17 protein-coding genes and 2 pseudogenes are annotated in these 24,245 nt (G+C 74.8%); 12 read left to right on the forward strand and 7 right to left on the reverse strand.

The window, feature by feature from the left end:
- Window positions 1-20: 20 nt before the first annotated feature.
- Complete coding sequence (locus tag LC193_RS21730; protein ID WP_226078846.1) at window positions 21-773, forward strand: amino acid ABC transporter ATP-binding protein; 753 nt, start codon at window positions 21-23, stop codon at window positions 771-773.
- Between the two features lie 71 nt (window positions 774-844).
- On the opposite strand, the gene LC193_RS21735 is transcribed toward LC193_RS21730, so the two are convergent.
- Window positions 845-1,387 carry a hypothetical protein gene (locus tag LC193_RS21735; protein ID WP_226076692.1) on the reverse strand — a complete coding sequence of 181 codons (543 nt, stop codon included), beginning with the start codon at window positions 1,385-1,387 and terminating at the stop codon, window positions 845-847.
- Between the two features lie 82 nt (window positions 1,388-1,469).
- Here LC193_RS21735 and LC193_RS21740 point away from each other — a divergent pair, with 82 nt between their 5' ends.
- Window positions 1,470-2,432, forward strand: coding sequence for a zinc-binding dehydrogenase (locus LC193_RS21740; RefSeq protein ID WP_226076695.1), 963 nt, complete (start codon window positions 1,470-1,472; stop codon window positions 2,430-2,432).
- A gap of 110 nt (window positions 2,433-2,542) precedes the next feature.
- On the opposite strand, the gene LC193_RS21745 is transcribed toward LC193_RS21740, so the two are convergent.
- Both LC193_RS21745 and LC193_RS21750 read right to left on the reverse strand, forming a co-directional pair.
- Entirely contained in the window at window positions 2,543-2,782 is a 240-nt protein-coding gene (locus LC193_RS21745; protein ID WP_226076698.1) for a hypothetical protein, read from the reverse strand.
- 6 nt (window positions 2,783-2,788) lie between these two features.
- Complete coding sequence (locus LC193_RS21750; RefSeq protein ID WP_226076701.1) at window positions 2,789-3,226, reverse strand: hypothetical protein; 438 nt, start codon at window positions 3,224-3,226, stop codon at window positions 2,789-2,791.
- 101 nt (window positions 3,227-3,327) lie between these two features.
- On the opposite strand from LC193_RS21750, the gene LC193_RS21755 reads away from it, so the two are divergent.
- Both LC193_RS21755 and LC193_RS21760 read left to right on the forward strand, forming a co-directional pair.
- The gene (locus LC193_RS21755) at window positions 3,328-3,669 is read left to right on the forward strand and encodes a PadR family transcriptional regulator (protein WP_086158094.1); all 342 of its coding nucleotides are present in this window, start codon (window positions 3,328-3,330) and stop codon (window positions 3,667-3,669) included.
- A gap of 131 nt (window positions 3,670-3,800) precedes the next feature.
- Entirely contained in the window at window positions 3,801-4,499 is a 699-nt protein-coding gene (locus tag LC193_RS21760) for a permease prefix domain 1-containing protein (protein WP_226076704.1), read from the forward strand.
- A 272-nt stretch (window positions 4,500-4,771) separates the two neighbouring features.
- Here LC193_RS21760 and LC193_RS21765 read toward each other — a convergent pair whose 3' ends face one another.
- From LC193_RS21765 to LC193_RS21775, 3 genes are all read right to left on the reverse strand, one after another.
- Window positions 4,772-5,737, reverse strand: a complete 966-nt coding sequence (locus LC193_RS21765) for a PadR family transcriptional regulator (RefSeq protein ID WP_226076706.1) — start codon at window positions 5,735-5,737, stop codon at window positions 4,772-4,774.
- A gap of 1 nt (window position 5,738) precedes the next feature.
- Window positions 5,739-6,605, reverse strand: a complete 867-nt coding sequence (locus tag LC193_RS21770) for a DUF4097 family beta strand repeat-containing protein (RefSeq protein WP_226076708.1) — start codon at window positions 6,603-6,605, stop codon at window positions 5,739-5,741.
- A gap of 205 nt (window positions 6,606-6,810) precedes the next feature.
- A complete protein-coding gene (locus tag LC193_RS21775; protein WP_226076710.1) occupies window positions 6,811-6,996 on the reverse strand; it encodes a DUF6104 family protein in 186 nt (61 codons plus the stop codon).
- A 104-nt stretch (window positions 6,997-7,100) separates the two neighbouring features.
- On the opposite strand from LC193_RS21775, the pseudogene LC193_RS21780 reads away from it, so the two are divergent.
- The 8 genes and pseudogenes from LC193_RS21780 to fxsT all read left to right on the forward strand — a co-directional run.
- Window positions 7,101-7,487 (forward strand): annotated as a pseudogene (locus LC193_RS21780) (CU044_2847 family protein); the annotation flags it as partial.
- Between the two features lie 20 nt (window positions 7,488-7,507).
- Window positions 7,508-9,748: a VMAP-C domain-containing protein gene (locus LC193_RS21785; protein WP_226076712.1), complete on the forward strand. Its 2,241-nt coding sequence runs from the start codon at window positions 7,508-7,510 to the stop codon at window positions 9,746-9,748.
- A 177-nt stretch (window positions 9,749-9,925) separates the two neighbouring features.
- Window positions 9,926-10,927, forward strand: coding sequence for an AAA family ATPase (locus tag LC193_RS21790; RefSeq protein ID WP_226078847.1), 1,002 nt, complete (start codon window positions 9,926-9,928; stop codon window positions 10,925-10,927).
- Between the two features lie 6 nt (window positions 10,928-10,933).
- The gene (locus LC193_RS21795) at window positions 10,934-14,218 is read left to right on the forward strand and encodes an SAV_2336 N-terminal domain-related protein (RefSeq protein WP_226076714.1); all 3,285 of its coding nucleotides are present in this window, start codon (window positions 10,934-10,936) and stop codon (window positions 14,216-14,218) included.
- Between the two features lie 109 nt (window positions 14,219-14,327).
- On the forward strand, window positions 14,328-14,501 hold the full coding sequence (gene fxsA / locus LC193_RS21800; protein WP_226076716.1) for an FxSxx-COOH cyclophane-containing RiPP peptide: 174 nt from the start codon (window positions 14,328-14,330) through the stop codon (window positions 14,499-14,501).
- Between the two features lie 145 nt (window positions 14,502-14,646).
- On the forward strand, window positions 14,647-15,834 hold the full coding sequence (locus LC193_RS21805; RefSeq protein ID WP_404819471.1) for an FxsB family cyclophane-forming radical SAM/SPASM peptide maturase: 1,188 nt from the start codon (window positions 14,647-14,649) through the stop codon (window positions 15,832-15,834).
- The gene (locus tag LC193_RS21810; protein ID WP_226076718.1) at window positions 15,831-17,183 is read left to right on the forward strand and encodes an aKG-HExxH-type peptide beta-hydroxylase; all 1,353 of its coding nucleotides are present in this window, start codon (window positions 15,831-15,833) and stop codon (window positions 17,181-17,183) included. Before LC193_RS21805 ends, LC193_RS21810 begins: the two co-directional genes overlap by 4 nt.
- 124 nt (window positions 17,184-17,307) lie before the next feature.
- Window positions 17,308-20,300, forward strand: a pseudogene (fxsT, locus tag LC193_RS21815) (FxSxx-COOH system tetratricopeptide repeat protein).
- A gap of 123 nt (window positions 20,301-20,423) precedes the next feature.
- Here the strand turns inward: fxsT and LC193_RS21820 are convergent.
- Window positions 20,424-24,242 carry a multifunctional oxoglutarate decarboxylase/oxoglutarate dehydrogenase thiamine pyrophosphate-binding subunit/dihydrolipoyllysine-residue succinyltransferase subunit gene (locus tag LC193_RS21820; RefSeq protein WP_226076719.1) on the reverse strand — a complete coding sequence of 1,273 codons (3,819 nt, stop codon included), beginning with the start codon at window positions 24,240-24,242 and terminating at the stop codon, window positions 20,424-20,426.
- Between the last annotated feature and the right edge of the window lie 3 nt (window positions 24,243-24,245).

A 24,245-nucleotide genomic window follows, 5' to 3' on the forward strand; every position in this document is an offset into this window, starting at 1 on the left:
GCGGCGCGAGCGGGCACCCGATGGTGCTGGCCGAGCGGGTGCACAAGTCGTTCGGCCCGGTCGAGGTGCTGCGCGGCATCGACCTGCGGGTCGAGCCGGGCGAGGTGATGTGCATCGTCGGCCCGTCCGGCTCGGGCAAGTCGACCTTCCTGCGCTGCATCAACCACCTGGAGAAGATCGACGCCGGCCGCCTGTGGGTGGACGGCGGCCTGGTGGGCTACCGGCAGAAGGGCGACCGGCTCTACGAGATGCGTGAGCGCGAGGTCGCGGCCCAGCGGCGGGACATCGGCATGGTGTTCCAGCGCTTCAACCTCTTCCCCCACATGACCGCGGCGGAGAACGTGATGGAGGCGCCCGTCCAGGTCAGGGGCCTGTCCAGGGCCCGGGCCCGGGAGCGCGCGGAGGAACTGCTCGGCCGGGTGGGGCTGGCCGACCGCATGGAGAACTACCCGGCGCAGCTGTCCGGCGGGCAGCAGCAGCGCGTCGCCATCGCGAGGGCGCTCGCGATGGACCCCAAGCTGATGCTGTTCGACGAGCCCACGTCGGCGCTCGACCCCGAGCTGGTCGGCGAGGTGCTCGACGTCATGCGCGGCCTGGCCGAGGACGGGATGACGATGATCGTCGTCACGCACGAGATGGGTTTCGCGCGGGAGGTCGGGGACTCGCTGGTGTTCATGGACGAGGGCGCGGTCGTGGAGTCGGGGCACCCGCGGGACGTGCTGACGGACCCGAGCCACGCGCGCACCCGCGCGTTCCTCTCCAAGGTGCTGTAGGGGCGCCGGCCGGCCGCCCCGGAACGCCGCGATCCGCCGGGCCGGGGCCCGGTGCGCCCCGGCCCGGCAGGTCAGGCCGGGAGGCGCGTCCACGCCTCCACGGGCGTGCCGTCCGCGTCCCGCGGGGTCAACTGGCCCGCCTTGCCCCAGCCCCACGACTGGAACGCGGCCCGCGCGGGCGCATTGCCCGGCTGGAGCAGGGCGAGTTGGGGGAGCGTGCCGTTGCGGGACAGCAGCTCCCGGTGCAGCCGCGTCCCGATCTCCCGGCGCCGCCGCCCCTTAGCCACCACGGGCCCGGTCACGACGAACACCTGGCGCGCGGCGGCCACGGCCGGCAGGCCGTCCTGGCCCTCCGTGAACGACTCCCACCACCGGCCGCCGCGTTCGGCGCGGAACCCGTAGGCGCAGCCCACGAGGGCGGGGCCGCCCGCCACGATCATGTCGAACCCGTCCTGCTGCACGTCGTGGTCGACGAACCACCGGATGAACGCCTCCCGGTCCGGCGCCCGCACCCCCGGCTCGTCCCGCAGCGCGTCGGTGAACAGATCCCCGACGTCCTCCCGTTCGGTCTCGGCCTGCCACCTGCTCAGCCGCCGAAGGAACACCGTGCCCATGCCAACCTCCCCGCGAGCTGTCATCGTCCCACGTCACCGCCCGTTCTGGAATGGAACGCCGGATGGCCGCTAGCGTGGGGCCATGTTTGCCGCCTACGCCGCGCGTTTCGACGCGGACCAGCCGCTGAACGCGCTCGAACTCGGGGAGCGGCCGGAGCCGCGGGTGCCGCCGGGGTGGACGGTCGTCGACGTCAGAGCCGCCTCGCTGAACCACCACGACCTGTGGACGCTGCGCGGCGTGGGGATCGGCGAGGAGGCGCTGCCGATGATCCTGGGCTGCGACGCGGCCGGCGTCGACGCCGAGGGGAACGAGGTGGTCGTGCACTCGGTGATCGGCGCGACCGGGCACGGCGTCGGCCCGGCGGAGCGGCGCAGCCTGCTGACCGAGAAGTACCAGGGCACGCTGGCGCGACGGGTCGCCGTGCCGGCGTGGAACGTGCTGCCCAAGCCCGCGGAACTGTCGTTCGAGGAGGCGGCCTGCCTGCCCACGGCGTGGCTGACCGCCTACCGCATGCTGTTCACGAACGCCGGTGTGCGGCCGGGGGACAGCGTTCTGGTGCAGGGCGCGGGCGGCGGCGTGGCCACCGCGGCCATCGTGCTCGGCAAGGCCGCGGGGCTGCGGGTGTTCGCCACCAGCCGGGACGAGGCCAAGCGCGAACGCGCCATGGAACTGGGCGCGAGCGGCGCGTTCGCGCCCGGGGCGCGGCTGCCGCAGCGGGTCGACGCGGTGATCGAGACCGTGGGCGCCGCGACGTGGTCGCACTCGGTGAAGTCGCTGCGCCCCGGCGGCACGCTGGTGATCTCCGGGGCCACCTCGGGCCCGTCGCCCGCGTCGGCCGAGCTGAACCGCATCTTCTTCCTCGAACTGAAGGTCGTCGGCTCGACGATGGGCAGCAAGGAGGAACTGGCGTCGCTGCTCGCCTTCTGCGCGGCCACCGGGGTGCGCCCGGTGATCGACTCGGTGCTTCCCCTCGACCGGGCCCGCGAGGCGTTCGCGAGGCTGGCCGAGGGCGACGTCTTCGGCAAGATCGTCCTCAATCCCTGACCGTTCCCCGCGCGGCGGGCGGCGTCCGGCCGGTCGCGGGCGGGGGCGCCGGTCCGGCGGGGGCGGGCCGTTCACGCCGGTGTGCCGTTCAGGCCGGCGGAGTGTGCCGTTCAGGCCGGCGGGGCGGGCGGCCGGTGGCGGGCCGCGAGGAGGCCGCCGACACCGGGGACCAGCGCCCGGAACCGGGCCGGGCGCACCGGCCAGGCGATCACGACGGTCACCAGGTAGGCGGTGCCGTGCAGCGGGCCCAGCAGTGACGAGACCGCCTCCGCGTGCACGGTGAACAGGTTGAGCAGCAGCGCCGCGAGGCTTCCGGCCTCGACGGCCGCCGCCACGCGCAGGGCACGCACCGTGCCTCACGCTCCCGTCGTGGAGCCGGGGCGCACGATCATCAGCACGACCACGACGGCCCACAGCAGGTTGAACACGCCCGTCACCATGGCGAGTCGCGCGGCCCCGGCCCGGCGCGGCTCCTCGGCGCCGTGCGGCGTCGCGAGCAGGCGCTCCTGCCCGGGCAGGATCGACAGCGCGAGCAGCCCGGCGGCAAGCGCGGTCAGCAGGACCGACGTGAGCAGCCAGGCGTCGGTGAGCACGCCGAGCGAGGCGCCGGTCGCGATGCCGAACACCGGAACGGCCACCCCGACGACCGCGTATCCCCGGCATATCCGGTGCAGCAGGTCGGCTCCCGGCGCGGACTGCCGCACGAGGCGGGGGAACATCGAGGCGGCGACGGCGATCGGTCCGACGACGAGGATCGCCGCGATCACGTGCACGAACAGCAAGAACTTGGTCACCGCGAGGACTCCACTCCTGGAAACCGGCACCCCGGGCGGGGTGATGTGTTGGTAGGCAATAGGTAGCACGTCTATGGGTTTCTTAGGTAGTCTGCCTACTCATGAAGTCAGACGCAGTGCGCGGCCACCTCGACGGGTTGCTGCTTGCCGTGCTCGAACCGGGGCCGCTGCACGGGTACGCGATCATCACCGCCGTGCAGGAACGCAGCGGCGGCGCGCTCCAGTTGCGCACCGGCACCATCTATCCCGCCTTGAACCGCCTGGAACGGCTCGGCCTCCTGCACAGCAGCTGGGAGTCCGTCGGCGAACGCCGGCGCCGCCGCTACGCGCTGACGGACGCGGGCCGCGGCGCGCTCGCCGAGGAACGCACCGCGTGGCGCGCGTTCACCGCGGCCATCGGCTCGGTGCTCGACGCCGGCCCGTCCGTGCGGCCGGCGACATGAAGCGCGCCCGGCCCGGCGCCCCGGCCGACGGCGTCGGCGCTCCTGACGCGGTCGTCGCTTCCGGCGCGGCCGGTGTGCTCGGTGTGCCCGGCGCGGCCGGTGCTCCTGATGGGGGCGGCGCTCCTGATCGAGTGGTCGCTCCCGACGGGGTCGAGCCGGTGGCGCCGTCGGAGGCGGACCCGGTCGACGCGTACGCGACCGCGCTCGCCGCGGCGCTGCACGGTCCTCGGGCAGCCAAAACGCGCATGGTCGAGGAGATGCGCGACGGACTCGCGGACTCCGTCGCGGCCCGTACCGCCGAAGGACTGCCCTACCGGCGGGCCGCCGCCGAGGCGATCCGCGAGTTCGGCACGGTCGAGGAACTGGCGCCGGTCTGCCAACGCGAACTGACCATCGCGCAGACCCGGCACACCGCGCGGTCGGTCGCGTTGACCGCGCCGCTCCTCGCCGCCTGCTGGGCACTGCTTCTCGGGGCGGGACTTCCCGGCCCCGCCCGCCTGGTCGCCCTGCCGCTGGTGGGCGTCGCGGCGCTCGCCGCGCTGCTCGGGGCGGGCACGCTCGCCGGGACCGGCGTCCTGGCCCGGCGGCTGCCCGTCCCCGAACGGCTGCCGCTCCTCGTCGCGTGGGCCGGAACGATCGCGAGCGCGGCCATGGCGCTGGCCACCCTCGCGCTGGCCGTGACGGCTCCGTCAGCCGCGGCCTGGCCACTGGTGACCTGCGCGGGCGCGCTCACCGTCGCCTCGCACGCCGTGCTGGCGGCCTCGGCGCGCGCCTGCCGCCGGTGCGTCCGCGCGGACACGGCCCCACCCCGTGTGGCGGAACCGGCCTGACCCGGCGAACCCCCTGGGACCGGCGTCCCGCGCGGCGAGGGCCTGGCGAGCGGCACGACCGGCCTGACCGGTCGGCGCCGCTCCGCCTGCGCGCACGCGCGGACGGGCGGGGAGAGCCCAGGCGCGATGACGGCGGGTTCACCCGCGTCATCGCACGCGCGCACGCGCTGGCAGAAGTTGGTCGTGGGAGACCTCTTCGACCACCGCCTGCGCGCACGCGCGCACGCGCGGGCAGAAGCCCGCGGGGGCGACGGGCGGGCGGGGGCGCGTGCTCAGCCGTGGGGAGAACGCAGCATCGCGACCAGGTGCGCGGCGGCCGTCGACAAGTGGCGGCGCGCCTCGGCCAGGTCGGTCTGCGACACCCCGTGGTCTCGGGCCGCGTCCCGGACATCGTCACGGAACTTGTCGAGCAGCCGCTCAAGCTCCCTGACGGGCTCCTCGGCCCGCTCCGCCCACGCTTCCTCGGCCCGCTCCGCCCACGCTTCCTCGGCCCGCTGCGCCCGCGGTTCCCCGGCCCGCTCCGCCCGTGCCTGCTCCGGCCCGCGGCCCGGCCCGCGGGCCCGGTCGCCCTGCCACTCCTCCGACGGAGGGCTCACGTACCGGCTCCAGCCGCCTATCTCGCCGCTCAGTCCTTCGAGGCCCTCCCGGATCGCTCCCGACCAGTCACCGGCGTTCGCGTGGGACTGGACCCGGTCGTGGATGCGCCGCGCGGCCTCCTCGAAACGGTGACGCGCCGCCTCGGTCGCCTCCTGCGCCTGTTTCGCCTCCCGCCGGGCCCGGCGGGACTCTTCCTTGGCGCGGCGCGCCTGCGCCGCCCACGCCGCGCGGCCGGCCGCCGTCTCCGTCGAGGTGCGCGCGGCGGCCGTGGCCTGCCGCACCTCCTGGCGCAGGTCGTGGGCCGACCCGCTGACGTCCTCCCGTATGTCCGCGGCCAGCGCCGCCAGGGAGTCCCGGATCTCCCGCTCCAGCTGGGTCAGCTCCGCCTCCCTCGCCGCCAACTCGCGCTCGCCCTCGGCGGTCAGCGAGTAGACCTTCCGCCCGCCTTCCTCGGTATGGGTGACCAGACCTTCGGCGGCCAGCTTCGCCAGTCGCGGGTAGACCGTGCCGGCCGACGGGGCGTAGAGCCCCTGGAAGCGCTCCTCCAGCAGCCGGATCACCTCGTAGCCGTGCCGGGGCGCCTCCGCCAGAAGCTTCAGCAGGTAGAGGCGAAGTCGGCCGTGGCCGAAGACGGGAGGCATGTCAGACGTCCTTACGCGAGGTGGATGCGGCGGCGGCCGGGCCCGGCTCGGCCGGTGGGCGGCGCAGCAGCGCTATCGGACCGGAGACCGTGGAGCAGTGCACCGCCCCCGCTCCGGTGCCCAGCGTGCCGGAGAGCTGTCTCGCCCCCCACAGGCCCGAGACCCTCAGCTCGGGGAAAGCGGAGGAGATCACGCCGCCCGCGGTACCGGCCGAGACGCGGGCGCCGGCCGACTCGGGCAGCCGGACCGCGATCTCGCCCGACACCGTGTTCAGCCGGACGTTCGCCGGTGCGCCGCCGTCCGCGAGGTCGACCACCATGTCCCCGCTGACGGAGTCGGCCTTCAGGCCCGGTGGGGTGCTGTCGATCACGGTCAGATTGCCCGAGACGGTGCTGAAGGTGAGCCGCCCGCCGAGCGCCTGGGCCTCGACGTCGCCCGAGACGGTCTCGGCCCGTACCCGTCCGTCGAGCCCGACGAGGGTGGTGCTGCCGCTGACCCCCCGCACGTCCGTACGTCCCGAGACGCCGCCGATCACCGCGGACGCGCCGACCACGCCGACGGTCAGGCGGCTGCGCGACGGGATCGACACCGAGACGACCGCGGTCCTGCGCCTCCCCTTGACGTCCAGCCACTTCAGGAAGTCGCGCCAGGGCAGGTCGTCGTAGGCGATCGTGAGCGAGCCGCCGTCGAGGCGCACGCTCAGGGGCGGCCCCGCGACGTCGGCGATCTCCACCCGCGCCGCCGTCCCCTCGGTGCCCACCACGTTGACCGCGCCGTTGACCACGCGCACGTCCAGCTCGTCGATGAGCCTGTCGTCGAAGGTGAGGGTCTGCGCCTCGGTGACGGACCACTCGGATTGCACCGCCATGGTGGGACTCCCCGCTGAACACACCGGATGATGACGCGACCGTATATCGCGTCCACCCTCAACACGATATATCGCGTACTGTTCAAGTCAAGTGGTCCCGGCGCGGGCCCATCGGCGCACGCCCCCCGGCTTCGTTTCCCGCCGCCCGCCGCCCGCCGCCCGCCGCCCAATCGTCGCGAGCCGTCCGGTCGTCGTCAGGGTGCCGTCAGTCCTCCTCGCCGTCCTCGTCGTCGAGCCGCGCGAGCCATGTCGCGAGCCGTTCCACGGGCACCTCGAAGTCGGGGTTGAGGTCGACGAACAGGCGGAGTTGATCGGCCAGCCACTCGAAGGTGACCTCCTCGTCGCCGCGCCGCTGCGCCAACTCCTCGATACCGCGGTCAGTGAAGTACACGACGTGCTCCCGGACGCCAGAGGTGGGAAGGAAAACCCCAGGATAGGCAGCTGTCGGTACCGGCGGTTAACCTGCATGCACACACGCGCACGACGGGGGGTCGCATGAGCAGTGGAGTCACCAGGATCAGCCTGCCGGACGGTACGCCGGTATGGGCCCGCATCTCGGACGCGGAGCAGGTGCTGCCCGCGCCTCGCGGCACGGGTGACGCCGGGTACACCGACACGGGCACGGCCGGCGGGAGCGGCGCCGGGTACGTCGACACCGGCCTCGTCGACCGCGCCGCCGCACAGGTCGAGAGCCTGCGCGGGCTGATCACCGGCGTCGCCTCGTCCGTGGCCGACGGGCTCCGCGCCGCGCGCCCCGACGAGGTCAGCGTCACGTTCGGCATCGAGTTGACCGCGAAGGCGGGCCGGGTCGTCGGGCTCCTCGCGGACGGGGAGGCCAAGGGCGCCATCACCGTGACGCTCACGTGGCAGGGCGGACCACCGGAGGGGTTGGGGCAGGTGGAATGACGTGGGCGGACGAAGGGGGCGCGCAGCCGGTGGACGTGGACCCCTTCGAGACCCTGGCGCCACTGGCCGCCGCGGCGACGGTGCGCATCCATGCCGCGCCGAGGGGGTATGACGGGGGCGAGGCGGCTTCCCGGCCGTGGGGCAGCGGGTTCTTCGTGGCCCCCAACTGGGTGCTCACCTGCGCCCACGTGGCACTGCGCGGGGGAAGCGGCCCGGAAGGGCGCGACGAGGTGGGGCTGACGATCCGGGGAGTCGAGCGGCCGGTCCGCGGCCGGGTCGAATGGGCCAGGCCCGAGGGGAACCCGGCGGGCGGACTGTGGCCCGCGCCCGACCTCGCGCTCGTGCGCCTCCTCGATCCGGTCCCGCACAGCTGCGTCTGGCTCACCGAGCGCACCGCGCGGGTCTTCACCCGCGGCGAGGTCGCCTTCTTCGGGTGCCTGAGGACCGAGGACGGCATCGAGGACATCAGCGGCCGGTGCACCATCAGGGGCGAGCTGGGCGGCGACGGCCTGCTCAAGCTCGGCGGGGAGGACGAGGTGCCCGAGGGCGTCTCGGGCGGTCCCGTGGTCGACCTGAGGCGCGGCGAGGTGATCGGCATTCTCAAGGCGCGGCGTTCCGCGGGGCGCGACGGCGGGCTTGCCACCTCCATCGTCCAGCTGCGCCGCATGCCGCTGCCCGCCGACCCCCAGCTCGCCGAGCGGGACGACCTGTACCAGCGCGTCCTCGGCGCCCACGACCGGTACCACGCCGACCGCTATCTCGACGTGGCCGACCTGGCCGAGCAGACCTGGACCGACGCGCAGAGCGACGTGCGGGCGGCGGCGGGGCGCGCGCTGACGCCCGGGCAGCGCGTGGAACTGCTGGGGTTACTCGCCCAGTTGCCGCCGCCCGTCTCCACCAGGCGGCTCGACGAGATGATCACCGCGCTGCGGGGTCGGCCCTACGAGGGCACGCTGCCCGCGCCGCGCGGCTGGCGCGACGGGCTCGGACTGCTGTACGAACTCCGGCAGGGGACCGCCGAGTTGGAGCTCGTCCTGCGCTACGCGGTGCACGCGGCCACGGCCGACCGGCCCTACCCGGCGGAGCCGGGCGTGGAGGCGCGGCTGCGGGACTGGGCCGGCGCCGCCGCCGCGGGGGCCGGCCTCTCCCGCTGGTTCCGCGCCAACCTCAGGCTCGAACAGGACGCGCGCATCCGGGAACGCGAGGCCCGCCGCGTGCTGGCCGGGCCGCCCGCTCCGCGGGGCACGCCCGCCCTCGCGGAACCGCCGTGGGAGCCGGCCGCGGCGGGCCGCACCGCCGCGCCCCCGGGCGCCGCGGGTCCCGGCCCGTTCCCGTGGTCGGGCCCCGCCGCGGCCGGCGTGCCGGGGGGAGCGGCCGGCGGCCCGGCCCGGGACACGGGGCTGCCCGACGCCTACCCGGCTCCGGCCCAGCAGCCCTTCGTCCTGCTGGAGATCACCCCGCACGGCTGGGAGCGCGGCCGGTACGACTGGCGCGTGTGCGCCGGACGCGCGACCGGTGAACTGACCTCCATCGACGAGGACTTCCGCGCCCCGGGTCCCGACGAGCCGCCGGAACGGCTGCGCGCCGCGCTGGCCGAGGCGTTCCGCCGGGGCGACGAGCCGGACGGGCCGGTCCCGCTGCACGTGGCCGTGCCCTACTCGCTGCTCGGCTTCCCCGTGGAGGAGTGGCGGCTCGCCCCCGGCGGGCCCCAGCTGGGCGAGCAGCGCCCCGTCGTCGTCCGCTGCACCGACCCGGTGCCCGAGGCGGAGGACAGCGACGAGGTGCGCGCCATGCGCCTGGCGCGCTGGGCGAAGGTGCACGCCGGGCCCATGAGCGCGGATGTCCTCGACTGCGCGGACGACCGGCCCCGCCCGCTGCCCGTGCCGGCCGTTCTGATGGGCCGTGACCCGGCGACCGTTCCCGTGCTGTGCCGCACGCCTGTTTCGGGCGGCGAGCCTGCCGCCCTGCATCGGGTGATGGCCAGTGGGTACAACGTCATCCTGTGGCGACGCGACGCGCGGGACCGGGGCCGGGGCTGCGGCGACTTCCACAGCGGTGTCGACCGCACCGTGAGCGGTGCGGGGCACGCGGGCCTGCTGCCGGACGCGCTGTGGCAGTTGCGCGCCGCGGTCGGCGGCGGCCTGGCGGACGCCGACTGGGCACGCGGGCTCGCGCTGCTCTACGCGGACCCCGCCGGCCCCCTGCCGGGCACGGACGATCCGCTGGAGGCGCCGTGAACAGGCCGAAGCGCGCGAAAGCCTCCCACCCCGCCCGTTTGCCCCGATACGGTCGGGGAGGCGGCGCCCGGACGGTGACCAAGCGACGAGGAGCATGCTGTGGCAGTGACTGACAGGTTCCCGGGTCAGGAGGGCGACCCGGCCGCCGGGGAACCGGCGCCCGCGGCCGACGAGTGGCTGATCTACCGCGGCGCGGGCGAGCCGCACGACGGCATCAGGGCGCTGCCCGAGCCGCCGCCCTGGCGCGACTTCGACGGCCGCCCGCTGGTCGCGCCGGGGCCCGAGACGGACAGCGCCTCGACCCGCCGCCTCGGCGCCTACCGGCATCTGGCCGAGATGCACCGGCCGAGCGCCGAGGAGCTTGAGATCATAAACGCCGCGCTCTACCTGCGCCGCCCGCTGCTCGTCACCGGCAGCCCCGGCACGGGCAAGAGCACGCTGGCCCACTCCGTGGCCTACGAACTCGGCCTCGGGCGCGTGCTGCGCTGGCCCATCGTCAGCCGCACCACCCTGGGCGACGGCCTCTACCACTACGACGCCATCGCCCGGCTCCAGGACACGCAGATCGCGGCGAGCAGCCGCGCCGACGGGCCGCCCTCGGCCACGTCGCCCGGCGGTATCGGCAGCTACCTGCGGCTCGGCCCGCTGGGCACCGCGCTGCTGCCGACGGCCAGGCCCAGGGTGCTGCTCATCGACGAGCTGGACAAGAGCGACATCGACCTCCCGAACGACCTGCTGAACGTGCTGGAGGAGGGCGAGTTCTCCCTTCCCGAGCTGGAGCGCATCGCCGAGCGCGAGCCCGAGGTCGAGGTCCTGACCGACGACGGCGCCAAGGTGACCGTCCGCGACGGGCGCGTCCGCTGCCACGCGTTCCCGTTCGTGGTGCTCACAAGCAACGGCGAACGGGACTTCCCCGCGCCCCTGCTGCGCCGCTGCATCCACCTGGAGATCGGCAAACCGGACCACGAGCGCCTCGCCACGGTGGTCCGCGCGCACCTGGGCGACGAGCTGACCCGGGTGGGCGAGGACCTGATCGCGCGGTTCCTCGAACGGTCCCGCACCGAGCAGCTGGCCACCGACCAGCTGCTGAACGCCATCTACCTGACCCACCACGCCGAGCCACCCACCCGCGACCGACTGGCCGACATGCTCATCCAGCGCCTCGACCGCCCCAGGTAGGCCGCCATGTCCGATCCGGCACCAGGGCGGCGGCACGACGACCTCGCGACCCTGATCGGGGCGCTCCGCGGCGCGGGGCTCGACCCGGACCTGGCGGGCCTGGCCGACGCGCTGTGGCTCGCGCAGTTCTCCCGGCCCTGCGGCCCGCCGTCCCGCGCCGCGGACGCGCAGGACGGCCCCGGGGAGGCGGCCGGCCGCGGTCGCGCGGCGGCCCGCCCCGCGCCGGGCGCGGACGCCGGTCGCGCGCCCGCCACCGGGCGCGGGCAGGCGCGCTTCGGGGCGCCCGGCAGGGCGCCGCACGCCGCCGACGACACGGTGCGGCTGTACGCCGAGCCGGCCGGCGAGGGCCGGCAGGCCGCAGGGCTGCCCGCCGACGCGCTGCGCGTCGGCGTGCCGGAGGCAAGGGCGCTGCCCAGCCTGCTCGAACTGGAGCGCGCGCTGCGGCCGTTGCGGCGCTACCGCCCGCCCGCCCGCCCGCCGCGCCGCCCCGCGTCCGGTGACCTGGACGAACGGGAGACGGTCGACCGCACCGCGCGGGCCGGCGGCCTGCTCACGCCCGCCTTCCGCGAACGGGCCCGCGGCCACACCGAGGCGCAGCTGCTGCTCGACGCGGCCTCGCCGATGCGGGTGTGGCAGCGGATGTTCGGGGAGCTGGCCGAGGTGTTCGCGCGGCTCGGCGCGTTCCGCGACGTCCAGGTGCACTACCTGCACGCCTCGCCCGACGGCGGCCCCGCCGTGAGCCGCCGCTTCGAGCCGGCCGAGGCGCCGTTGCACCCGGTCAGCCAGCTCGCGGACCCCACCGGGCGGCGCCTGACGGTCGTCGTCAGCGACTGCACGGGGCCGCTGTGGCGCGACGGCACCGCGCACCGGCTGCTGCACCGGCTGTCGCGGCACGCGCCGGTCGCGGTCGTGCAGCCGCTGCCGCAGCGGCTGTGGGCCAGGACGCGGCTCCCGGTGCAGGCCGGGCTGCTGACCAGGGAGGAAGGTCCCGGCGGCTCGGCGCGGCTGCGGTTCACGGCCGGCGCCGGGCAGTCCGCGCCGCCGGCGCGCGGCGCCGTTCCCGTGCCGGTGCTGCCGCCCACGGCGGCCTCGCTCGGGGCGTGGGCCGGCCTGCTGTCCGGCTCGGGCGCGAGCTCCGCGCACGGCGCCGTCGGCTGGGTCCGCGCCGATCAGCCCCCCGCGCCGGCGCGCCGCGCGGTCGGCGTGCCGCGCAGCTCGGCCGCGCGGGTGGCGCGCTTCCGCGCCACCGCGTCGCCCGGCGCGGCCAGGCTCGCCGTCTACCTGTCCGCCGCGCCCCTGTACCTGCCGGTGATGCAGCTGATCCAGCGGACGATGCTGCCCGACTCGGGCCCTGCCGAGCTGTCGGAAGTGCTGCTGAGCGGGCTGGTGCGGCGGCTCTCCGAGGTGTCGGACGACGGGCGCTGGTACGAGTTCACGGCCGGGGTCCACGACGAGCTGCTGGGGGACCTCGGGCAGGACGAGGCGCTGCTGGTGCTCAAGCACTGCTCCGGCTACGTGGCGCAGCGGTTCGGCAGGACGGGGCCCAACTTCCCCGCCCTCGCCCTCGCCCAGCTCTCCGGCGAGGAGGAGCCGCGGGGCGAGCGGCAGGAGGACCCGCAGGGGCCGCCGCTGCCGCGGCCGTTCGCCGAGGTGGCGGCCAAGGTGCTGCGGCGCTTCCTGCCCGAGGCGCCGCCGCTCGCGCAGGGGCAGCCCGGTGCCGCCTACGTGCCGGAGCCGTCCGTCGCGGTGGAGCAGGCCAGGGCGCTGGCCGCGCGGTTCGCCGCGGACGGCAAGGTGCAGCACCAGCTGGACGCGGTGCGGCTGCTGCGGCAGGCGGCCGGCGGCCAGCGGGCCGCTGGACTCGGCACCGATCCCGAGCTGTGGAGCGAGCTGGCCGAGCAGCTGCTGTGCCTGTGGCGGGCCCAGCGCGACGGGGCGCTGCTGGCCGAGGCCCAGGACGCGGCGCGGACCGCGGCGACGCACCCCGGGTCCGCGGTGGCGCGCGCGGCGCTCGCGCGGGTGCTGCGGGCCATGGCGGGCGAGCGGCGGGCCGCGGGGGACGACGGGGCGGCGCTCGACCTGTGGCAGCGCGCGGACGCGGAGTTCGCGGCGGTGTGCGCGACGCCTGGACTCGACCCGGGGACGGCCGTCGACCTGACGTTGGAGCGCGTCGAGGTGTTGCAGGAGCAGTGGCGGCTGAACGGCGACACGGCGCTGCTCCAGGAGAGCATCGGCATCGTGGAGGCCGTGGCGGACGCCTGGCCGGCCGACGAGGCCGAGCCGAGCGGGCTGCCGCTGGCGCACGGCCGGGCGCTGCTGCGGCTCGCCGAGGCGGCGCCGGACGCGGAACGGGCCCGGGTGTGGGCCGGGCAGGCCGCCGAGTCCCTGCGGCGCGGTTGCTGGGCGCTGGAGGCGGAGGGCGCGCAGGTGGGGGTGCGGGCCTGGGCGCTGCTCGACCTGGTGGACGCGCTGCTGCTGACCGAGCACGAGTGGCGGCGGGCGGATGAGGTCGTCGAACGGGCGCGCCGGCTGAGCGACAGGCCCGGGCTCGTCGTGGCCTGCCTGCGGCGCGCCGGGCGGCTCGCGGTGCGCGGGTACGAGGCGGGCGGCGGTCCCGAGGAGCTTGAGGCGGCGGCGCTGCGGTTCGAGGAGGCCGGCCGCCTGATGTCCCGTGACCTGGACGGGTACGGCGACCTGATCGAGGAGTGGGGCGCGGCGCTGCTGCGGCGGGCCGCGCTGCCGGACGGGGGCGCGTTCGTGTCGCGGGCGGTGCGGGTGCTGCGGGACTGCCGGATGGAGACGCCGGCGGGCGACCCGCGGCTGCCAGGGCGCCTGCTGATGCTGGGTCAGGCGCTGATCGTCCGGTACCAGGACGCCGTCGACCTGGTGGACCTGCGGGAGGCCGAGCACCTGTTCACGCGGGCGGCGCACGACGCGGAGGCTCCGCTGACGGCGGCGCGCGCGTGGTTCGAGCTGGGGGAGACCCACCGCAGGGCCTACCGGCACACGCGCCGCACGGAACGGCTCGACCAGGCGGCCGACGCCTACCGGCGGGCCGCGTCCGTGGCGCGGGTCGCGGTGCCGGGGCCCGCCGATCCCGGCGAGCCGGCGCGGCTCGCCGCGACGGCGCTGCACCAGCGGGGCGTGGTCCTCGAAGCAGCGCGCAAGCCGCTCGCGGCGGGCCAGGCGTACCGTTCCGCGCTCACGCTGTGGGGCCGCCTGCCGCGGGACGAGGCGTCCGGCGCGGCGGACACGACGGCGCGTCTGGAAGCGCTGCGGCGCGAGACCTGAACGCGCACGCTCCCGCCGGGGGCCGCCTCGGCGGCCCCGCGGGGTTTTCGCGCGTGCGCGGAAGGGAATCTTCCTTCGGCCCTGTTGCCGAGGAGTGTGCGGAGGAACCGTGAGCGAGGGGCGTGAGCCGCTGCCGGATCTGCTCGGGCTGAGTCTGAGCGAGTTGCGCGACCTGGACCACCCGGTGCTCAGTGAGGTGCTGGCCGAGCTGCGGGACCGGGTCGTGCGGCAGGGGGAAGGTCTTTGGGGCTTCAACCAGTTCGACAACAACGGTGTCATGTGACCGCCGGGGCGCGGAAGTAGCCGGTTTCGGCCCGGTCGCCATGCGAAACGGACAGAGGCTGACCGATCCTGTTTACGGAACGTCAGCCACGGAAGACTCCTCAGGGGCTCCACGAGACCGGAACAGGCCGGCGCGGAGCAGGACGATGGGGAGCCCGCGGGACGTGCACGCACCAGCGCAGGCGGCCGGGTCGCGAGTGCCGACGGCGCCCTTCCGGCAGTTCGTCGTGAAGGTCAACAGCCGTTGCAACCTGGCCTGCCGCTACTGCTACATGTACTTCGCCGCGGACACCGGCTGGCGCCGCCAGCCGGTGTCCGCCGCGCCGCAGACGCTGCGGCGCACCGCCCGCCGCATCGGCGAGCACGCGCGGACGCACCGGCTGCGCGCCCTGTCGGTCGTCCTGCACGGCGGCGAACCGCTCCTCACCGACCCGGCCGACCTCGGCGCGTTCGTCGAGGACGTCAGGGCGAGGGTGCCGGCCGACTGCGCGGTGCACGCCGCCGTGCAGACCAACGGCGTGCTGCTCACCGAGGACCGGCTGACCGCGCTCGCCGCGCACGGCATCCGCGTCGGCCTCAGCCTCGACGGCGGCCTGGCCGGCCACAACCGGCAGCGCGTCGACCACGCGGGCCGGCCCGCGTGGCCCGCCGCCCGCCGGGCCGCCCGGCTGCTCGCGCAGCCGCGGCACCGGCCCGCCTGGTCCGGCGTGCTGTGCGTCGTGGACCTGGCCACCGACCCGGTCGAGGTGTACGCGTCGCTGCGGGCGCTCGATCCGCCGGGCATCGACTTCCTGCTGCCGCACGGCAACTGGACGCGCCCGCCGCAGGGCCTGCCGGCCCCGGCCGCCGCGCCCACGCCGTACGGCGACTGGCTGTGCGCCGCGTTCGACCGCTGGTGGGGTGCGGAACGCCGCGCCGTGCGGGTGCGGCTGTTCGAGGAGTGCATCGCCCTCCTCCTCGGGCTGCCCGCCGCCACCGAGGCCCTCGGCCTCCAGCCGTTCACCGCCGTCGTCGTCGAGACCGACGGCAGCATCGAGCAGGTCGACTCCCTGAAGTCCGCCTACGAGGGCGCCGCGGCCACCGGGCTCGACGTCCACCGCAACTCCTTCGACGAGGCGCTGGCCCACCCGGGCGTCGCCGCGCGCCAGGCGGGCCGCGCCGCCCTGCCCCTCACGTGCCTGCGCTGCCCCCTCGTCGAGGTCTGCGGCGGCGGGCACTACGCGCACCGCTACCGGGCGGGGCACGGCTTCGCGAACCCGTCCGTCTACTGCGCCGACCTGCGCCGCCTGATCCGGCACGTCGCGTCGGCCCTGCGCGAGGCGGCCGGGCGGTGACGGCGACCCTCACCCGCGAGGAGGTGCACGCGCTCGGCAGCACCGAGGGCGGCAGCGACACCATCGCCCGCCTCGCGGCCGGCCAGCACACCCGCCGCCTGCTGCTGCTGCGCGTCCTGCTCGACGCCGTCGAGGCGGGCGGCACGGCCGCGGGCGCGGGCGCCGCGCGCGCCGCGCGCGACCACGCGGGCCTGCTTGAGACCGTGGAGCGCGCCGCCCCCGCCGCCGCCCGCGAGGTGCTGTTCTACTCCCTCACCGGGCCCTGGGCGGAACGCTGCGTGCAGTGGCTTGAGACCGGCAGCCACCCCGGCGCACGGGACGGCGCCGCACGCGACCTCGCGCGCCTCGGCGCCCTGGCCGCCGCCGCGGCGGCGCGTTCCGGCGTCGGCTTCGCCACGCGCGTTCCCGTGCACGCCGGGCACATCGCGCTGCCGACCCTCGGCGCGTTCCGCTGCCAGGCGCCGGACGGCACGCCCGCGGAACTGAGCGGCGACCGGGACCGGCTGGTCCTGCGCGCCGCCGGCCGCGCACCGGCCGAGGTGTACCGCGACACCGGGGGCACCTGGCGTTCTGACGACCCGGGCTGGCTGCCCCTGCACAGGCTCGACGGCGGCCCGCGCACCGTCCTGCTCGACGACCTCGACCCGGGGCCGCTCGGCACCGGGGCACCCACAGGCTTGCACCCCGAGGAACGCGCCCGGTGGCGCGCGCTGTGGCGCGACGCGCTGCCGCTGCTCGGGCTCGGCGGCGCCGCCAGGTCGGCGGAACTCGCCCTGCTCGACTGCATCGTCCCCACCCTCGACCCCGCGCCCGGCACCTCGGGCGGCGCCCACACCAGCGGGACGAGCGCGACCGCGTTCGGCGCCGTCATGGCCAGCCGGCCGCCGGGACCCGCGCACCTCGCCGCCGGGCTCGCCCACGAGCTCCAGCACGCCAAGCTCACCGCGCTCGACGAACTCGTCCCGCTGCACACCGTGGACGACGAACCCCGCCACTGGGCCCCCTGGCGTCCCGACCCGCGGCCGTTCCACGGCCTGCTGCACGGCACCTACGCGCACCTGGCGCTCACCGGTTTCTGGCAGCGCCTCGCCGTCGCGCACGACGACGCCGAGGTCCGCGACCAGGCGTGGGCGGCGCACGCCCGCTGCCGCACCCAGGTCGGCGCCGTGCTCCCCATGCTGCGGAACACCCGCAGGCTCACGGACGCGGGCCGGGTGTTCGTCGAGGCCATGGCGGAGCGGTACGAGCGGCTGCGGGAGCCCGCGCCGCCCGCGGGCCACCTGGTGCGCGCCGCGGCCTACGTCGAGACGGCGAGAACGGTGTGGCTGCGGCAGCACGGCGGCCGATGACGGACGGACGGCGGGAAGCTCGGGGGTGATTACCTGTCGTACGCGCGGTGTATGTTCCAGTCATGGACATCTGACGGGCCGTCGCACGCCGGGGCCCGTCCGCCGGGACGAGGGAGACGGTCGGATGGCCGCAGAGGGCAGGCGCGGGGACAGCCCGCGGGTGACGGTCAGCTTCGCGGGGTTCAACCGGGCCTGGGCCGCCTGGATCGGGGACCGCCTGGAGCGCTTCGGCTGGCAGGTGGTGTTCCAGCGGTGGAACCCGCCGGTGCAGGTACCGCTCGACGTCGCGCTGCGCGACCTGCTGCTGGTCGAGGGCCGCATCCTGGTCGTGCTCAGCGACTGGTACTTCAAGCTCGGCCCGCGCACCGACGCCGAGTGGAACGCGGCCCTCAGGTCGGTGGTCGCGCCCAACGCCCACAGGTTCGCCGCCGTGTCGGTCGCGCCCGAGCCCATGCCCACGGCCGCCGCCGCGTTCGGCGGCACCACGGAGCTGTGGGGCATCGGGGCCCGCGAGGCCGAGCGCCGCCTGATGCACGTGCTCGGCGCCTCGCCCGTCCCCGTCTCCTCCGGCGACACGCTCGGCGGGCGCGCCGTTCCCCGCTACCCGCACGACCAGCCCCACGTGTGGGGCGGGGTGCCCCGGCGCAACATCAGGTTCACCGGCCGCGAGGAAACCCTCCAGCACGTCTACGACCTCCTCCAGCGCGCCGAGCCCGGCGCCGGGATCGCCACGCTGCTCGGCATGTCGGGCGTCGGCAAGACCCAGATCGCGGCCGAGTACGTCTACCGCTTCGGCTCCGAGTACGACCTGGTCTGGTGGTACCGGCCGACCAGCGCGGCACGCTGCGCCAGCGGCTGGCCGAGCTGGCGCCCGCCCTCGGCCTCACCACGGGCCCCGAGTACGGCGAACGGCTCCGCGCCGTGGGCAACGCGCTGCGCCGCGGCGACCCCTACCGCCGCTGGCTCGTCGTCCTCGACGGCGCCGACGACCCAGGGCCCATCTCCGACCTGGTGCCCAGCGGTCCTGGACACGTCATCATCACCTCGCAGAACCGCGAGTGGGCCGAGCACAACACCGCGCTGCACGAGGTGCCCGTCTACGACCGGGACGAGTCCGTGGCGTTCATCCGCCGCCGCGCGCCCCGCATCGTGCCCGAGGAGGCCGACCAGCTCGCCGCCGCGCTCGGCGACCTGCCGCTCGCCCTCGACCAGACGGCCGGCTGGCTCAGCGACTCCCAGATGTCCGTTCCCGAGTACATCGGGCTGCTCGGCAGCGGCTCGGACCTGGACGCCGGGCTGCGCGTGGCCGCCGACTTCCCCATGACGTACTACACGGCCTTCTCCATACTGCTGAACCGGCTGCGCGAGACCGTGCCCGAAGCGGTCGAACTGCTGCGGCTGTGCGCCTACTTCGCGCCCGGCGCCATCCCGGTGCAGCTCGTGCGCGGCATCCCGTCCGCCAGCCTCCCCGAGCAGCTGACCGGGCTGATGGACGACTCGCTCAGGTGGAACGCGGCGATCAGCAAGCTCGTCCAGTACTCCGTCATCCGCTGGGACACCCCGGACGAGGAGAGCGACCCGGAGAACTCCGGCACGATCCACGTGCACCGCATGGTCCACCAGACCGTGCGCGACGGGATGCCCAAGGACGACCAGGAGCTGTTCTCCCGCGCCGTCCGCCGCGCCCTCTCCGCCGCGAACCCGGGCCGGCCGGCCGACACGCGCCGCTGGTCCAGGTTCGCCAAGATCGTGCCGCACCTGGACGCCTCGGGGGCGCTCGCCAGCCGCGACGCCGACATGCACCAGCTGATCTTCCACTCGCTCAGCTACCTGTACCTGGCCGGCGAGTACACCTCGGGCATCAACCTCGCCGAGCGCACCGACCGCGCCTGGCGGCAGGTGTTCGGCCCCGACCACCCGCTCGTGTGGGACCTGGCCTCCCAGCGGGCCACGCTGCTGCGGGCCACCGGCGCCTACCGCGAGACCGAGCGCATCGACCGGCTCGTCATCGACCGCCTCGGGGCCCACCGCGGCCCGCGCGACCTGACCGTGCTGCGCGCCGAGGAGGGGCTGGGCGCCGACCTCAGCGGCCAGGGCCGCTACGACGAGTCGCTGCGCGTCAACCAGCGGGTCTTCGACACCTACCTGGAGCTGGTGGGCGAGCACGACCCCAGGACGCTGAACGCCCGCCACAACCTGGCGGCCTCGCTGCGCCTCCTGGGCCGGTACGAGGAGGCGCTGTCCGCCGACCGGACCAACCTGCGGGCCCGCCGCGAGCTGCACCGCCCCCGCCACGCCCTGTCCCTGGGCTCCGAGCACGACTACGCGCTCGACCTGCGCCTGCTCGGCCGCTACGACGAGGCGCTGTCCGTCATGGAGAACAGCGTCGAGACCCACCGCCTCGTGATGGGCCAGGACAACCCCCAGACCATCGCCGCCGAGCTGAACCTGGCGATGTGCGTGCTCCGCGCCGGAGCCAGGGGAGAGGCGCACGCCCAGCTGTCCGCGCTGCTGGAGCGCGCCGAGCGCGTGCTCGGCGACACCTCGCCCCTCACCCTGGCCATCGCCACCTGCTGCTCCTTCGTGCTGCGGTCCCACGGCCAGCTCGACCTGGCCAGGGACCTGGGCGAGCGCACCGCGGAGCGGTACCGCACGGGCCTCGGCGAGCTGCACCCGTTCACCATCGGCGTCCGCGCCAACCACGGTCTTGTGCTGCGGGCGGCGGGGGAGCGGCAGTCCTCGCTGCTGCTGATCGAGGAGTGCCTGGCCGACATGACCGGCGCGCTCGGCCCCGACCACCCCTGGACCCTCGGCATCGCGCTCAACACCGGAGCCGCGCGCAATCTGGAGGGCGACGTCGAGGGCGCCGCCGAGTTGAGCCGCGACACCGCCCACCGCGTCGCGCGGCGTCTGGGCCGCACCCACCCGCTGTTCCTGTCCGCCCAGATCGCGCTCGCCACCGACCTGCGCGGGCTGCGGCAGCGCGAGGAGGCGGACAAGGTCGAGGAGGAGGCGCTCTCCGGCCTCATCGCGACCCTCGGCTCGCAGCACGCCCACACCGTCAGCGCGCGCTCGCGGGTGCGCCCGCACTGGGACTTCGAGCCGCTGCTGACCTGACCCGCCCGCCCCGCCCGCGGGGCCACGGAAACGGGCCGGTGCCCGCCGCGGGAGACGCGGCGGGCACCGGCCCGTTCCGTACGAGGGCCGGTCCCCGGCGGAGGCCGCCGGGGACCGGCCGCCTCAGTCGCCGAACACCTCGTCGAGCAGCGCCTGCTGCTCGGCCTGGTGCCGCTTCGCCGAGCCCACCGCGGGCGAGGACGACGCCGGCCGCGACACCCGCCGCAGCTGGTCGGTGCGCCCCAGGCGCTCGGCCAGGTTGAGCGCGATGAACGGCCACGCGCCCTGGTTCGCCGGCTCCTCCTGGGCCCACATCCAGGACTCCGCGTTCGCGTACCGGGCCAGCTCCGCCTGGATCTCGTCCGCCGGCAGCGGGTAGAGCCGCTCAAGGCGCACGAGGGCCACATCGGTCCGGCCGAGCTTCTCCCGCTGGGCGGCGAGCTCGTAGTAGACCTTGCCGGAGCACAGCGCCACCCGGCGCACGCCGGCCGGGTCGACGGTCGTGTCCCCGATGACCGGCCGGAACCCGCCCGAGGTGAAGTCCGCCGCCGCCGACGTCGCCGCCTTGAGACGCAGCATCCACTTCGGGGTGAAGACCACCAGCGGCTTGTGGTGCGGGTTGTGCACCTGCCACCGCAGCAGGTGGAAGTAGTTCGCCGGGGTCGTCGGCATCGACACCGTCATGTTGTTCTGCGCGCACAGCTGGAGGAAGCGCTCGATGCGCGCCGAGGAGTGGTCGGGACCCTGGCCCTCGTAGCCGTGCGGCAGCAGCAGCGTGACGCCCGAGGTCTGGCCCCACTTCTGCTCGGCCGACGAGATGAACTCGTCGATCACGGTGGCCGCGCCGTTCGCGAAGTCGCCGAACTGCGCCTCCCACATCACCAGCGCCTCGGGCCTGGCCAGCGAGTACCCGTACTCGAAGCCCATGGCCGCGTACTCGCTCAGCAGCGAGTCGTAGACGTTGAACCTGGCCTGGTCGTCCGACAGGTACAGCAGCGGGGTGTAGTCCTCGCCCGTCTTCCGGTCGATCAGCACCGAGTGCCGCTGGCCGAACGTGCCGCGCCGGCTGTCCTGGCCGGCGAGCCGCACCGGGGTGCCCTCCATCAGCAGCGAGCCGATGGCCAGCAGTTCGCCCATGGCCCAGTCGATCGCGTCCTCCTCGACCATCGCCGCACGCCGCTGCATCTGCGGGAGCAGACGCGGGTGGACGGTGATCCGCTCGGGCGTGTTGACCTGGGACTCGGCGATCCGCTTGATGACCTCGGCGCTCACGCCGGTCTCGACCGCGACCGGGAACTCCGGCTTCGGCGGCGCCACCTCGGCGGGCGCGGGCGTGACGGTGGCCTCGCGGACCTCCTTGAACACCTTCTCCAACTGCCCCTGGAAGTCCTGGAGCGCCTGCTCCGCCTCCTCAAGGGTGATGTCGCCGCGACCGATCAGCGACTCGGTGTACAGCTTGCGCACCGAACGCTTCTTGTCGATCAGGTCGTACATCAGCGGCTGCGTGAACGAGGGGTTGTCCGTCTCGTTGTGCCCGCGGCGCCGGTAGCAGACGAGGTCGATCACGACGTCCTTGTTGAACGCCTGCCGGTACTCGAACGCCAGCCGCGCCACCCGGCAGACGGCCTCGGGGTCGTCGCCGTTCACGTGGAAGATCGGCGCCTCGATCATCCGCGCCACGTCGGTGCAGTAGGTGGAGGAGCGCGCGGCGGCGGCCGTCGCGGTGTAGCCCACCTGGTTGTTGATGACGACGTGGACCGTGCCGCCGGTGCGGTAGCCGCGCAGCTGCGACATGTTCAGCGTCTCGGCGACCACGCCCTGGCCCGCGAACGCCGCGTCGCCGTGGATGAGGATCGGCAGGACCGTGAAGTCCTTGCCGCCCCGGCCGATGATGTCCTGCTTGGCCCGGGAGACGCCCTCCACGATCGGGTCGACGGCCTCCAGGTGCGAGGGGTTGGCCGTCAGGGACACCTTGATCTGCTCGCCGGACAGGCCGGTGAACGTGCCCTCGGTGCCCAGGTGGTACTTCACGTCGCCCGAGCCGTGCATCGACTTCGGGTCGAGGTTGCCCTCGAACTCGCGGAAGATCTGCGCGTACGACTTGCCGACCACGTTCGCCAGCACGTTCAGCCGACCGCGGTGCGCCATGCCGATGACGACCTCGTCCAGCTTGTCGGCCGCGGCCTCGTCGAGCACCGAGTCGAGCAGCGGAATGACCGTCTCGCCGCCTTCGAGCGAGAACCGCTTCTGCCCCACGTACTTGGTCTGGAGGAACGTCTCGAACGCCTCCGAGGCGTTCAGCCGGCGCAGGATGCGCAGCTGCTCCTCACGCTCCGGCGGGGTGTGGGGCCGCTCGACGCGGTCCTGGATCCACTTGCGTTCCTTGGGGTCCTGGATGTGCATGTACTCGATGCCGGTGGTGCGGCAGTACGAGTCGCGCAGCACGCCCAGGATGTCGCGGAGCTTGAGCATCGACTTGCCCGCGAAACCGCCGACCGCGAACTCGCGCTCCAGGTCCCACAGGGTGAGCCCGTGCTCCTTGATGTCCAGGTCGGGGTGCTTGCGCTGCTTGTACTCCAGCGGGTCGGTGTCGGCCATCAGGTGGCCGCGGACCCGGTAGGAGTGGATCAGGTCGAAGACGCGGGCCGCCTTGGTGACCTCGTCGTCGTGGTTGACGTCGATGTCGCGGTGCCAGCGGACCGGCTCGTACGGGATGCGCAGCGCCTCGAAGATGCTGTCGTAGAACTCGTGCTCGCCGAGCAGCAGTTGGCTCATGAGCCGCAGGAACTCGCCCGAGGCCGCGCCCTGGATCACCCGGTGGTCGTACGTGCTGGTCAGGGTCATCACCTTGGAGATGCCCAGGCGGTTCAGGGTCTCCTGCGAGGTGCCCTGGAACTCCGCCGGGTACTCCATCGCGCCCACGCCCAGGATCAGGCCCTGCCCCGGCATGAGGCGGGGCACGGAGTGGACCGTGCCGATGCCGCCCGGGTTCGTCAGCGAGGCGGTGACGCCGGAGAAGTCCTCCATCGTCAGCTTGCCCGTGCGGGCCCGGCGGACGATGTCCTCGTACGCCTGCCAGAACTCGAAGAAGGTGAGCGTCTCGGCCTTCTTGATGCCCGCGACGACCAGCTGCCTGTCCCCATTGTCCTTGACCAGGTCGATGGCGAGGCCGAGGTTGACGTGCGCCGGCTTCACCAGCGTCGGCTTGCCGTCCTTCTCGGCGAACGAGTGGTTCATGCCCGGCATCGCCTTGAGCGCCTGCACCATCGCGTAGCCGATGAGGTGCGTGAACGACACCTTGCCGCCGCGCGCGCGCTTGAGGTGGTTGTTGATGACGATGCGGTTGTCGAACAGCAGCTTCACCGGGACCGCGCGGACCGAGGTGGCCGTGGGCAGGTCGCGCGAGGCGTTCATGTTCTTCGCGACGGCGGCGGCCGGACCACGCAGGGTCACCAGCTCGGGGCCCTCTGGGGCCTGGTCCGCCGCGCCGGAACGCTCCGCCGCGGGCTTGGCCGCCGGCTTGGCGGGCGCGGCGGCCGGCTTGCCCGCGGACTTCCCCGCGGGCTCGGCGGCCTGGGCCGGCTTTGCGGTGGCGGGCTTTGCTGCGGGCTGCTCGGCCGCCCGCGGGGCGGCCTGGGCGACGGGCTTCCCGGCGGGCTTCTCCTCGGCACGAGCCGGGGCCGGGGCGCCGTCCCCGGCGGTCCCGGCCGGAGCGGCGTCCGAGCCGTTCGCCTCCGGCTTCGTCCCGGCCGAGGCGTCGCCGCCCGGCTTGTAGTCGGCGAAGAAGTCCCACCAGGCACGGTCCACGGAGTTCGGGTCCTGGAGGTACTGCTCATAGATCTCGTCGACGAGCCATTCGTTGGCACCGAAACCGGCGGCGGGATTCTTACCCGCGCCTTGGTCGGTCTCGGCACTCGGTGTGTTCGGGGACTGTGGCGACACGGC

This window comes from Streptomyces marincola, from assembly GCF_020410765.1.
Classification (GTDB): Bacteria; Actinomycetota; Actinomycetes; order Streptomycetales; family Streptomycetaceae; genus Streptomyces; species Streptomyces marincola.

Coding starts and splice junctions, on each gene's coding strand:
- LC193_RS21755 (WP_086158094.1), top strand. CDS start 3,328: ATGAAGTCAGACGCAGTGCGCGGCCACCTCGACGGGTTGCTGCTTGCC.
- LC193_RS21795 (WP_226076714.1), top strand. CDS start 10,934: ATGTCCGATCCGGCACCAGGGCGGCGGCACGACGACCTCGCGACCCTG.
- LC193_RS21785 (WP_226076712.1), top strand. CDS start 7,508: ATGACGTGGGCGGACGAAGGGGGCGCGCAGCCGGTGGACGTGGACCCC.
- LC193_RS21765 (WP_226076706.1), bottom strand. CDS start 5,737: ATGCCTCCCGTCTTCGGCCACGGCCGACTTCGCCTCTACCTGCTGAAG.
- LC193_RS21740 (WP_226076695.1), top strand. CDS start 1,470: ATGTTTGCCGCCTACGCCGCGCGTTTCGACGCGGACCAGCCGCTGAAC.
- LC193_RS21805 (WP_404819471.1), top strand. CDS start 14,647: ATGGGGAGCCCGCGGGACGTGCACGCACCAGCGCAGGCGGCCGGGTCG.
- LC193_RS21770 (WP_226076708.1), bottom strand. CDS start 6,605: ATGGCGGTGCAATCCGAGTGGTCCGTCACCGAGGCGCAGACCCTCACC.
- LC193_RS21730 (WP_226078846.1), top strand. CDS start 21: ATGGTGCTGGCCGAGCGGGTGCACAAGTCGTTCGGCCCGGTCGAGGTG.
- LC193_RS21735 (WP_226076692.1), bottom strand. CDS start 1,387: ATGGGCACGGTGTTCCTTCGGCGGCTGAGCAGGTGGCAGGCCGAGACC.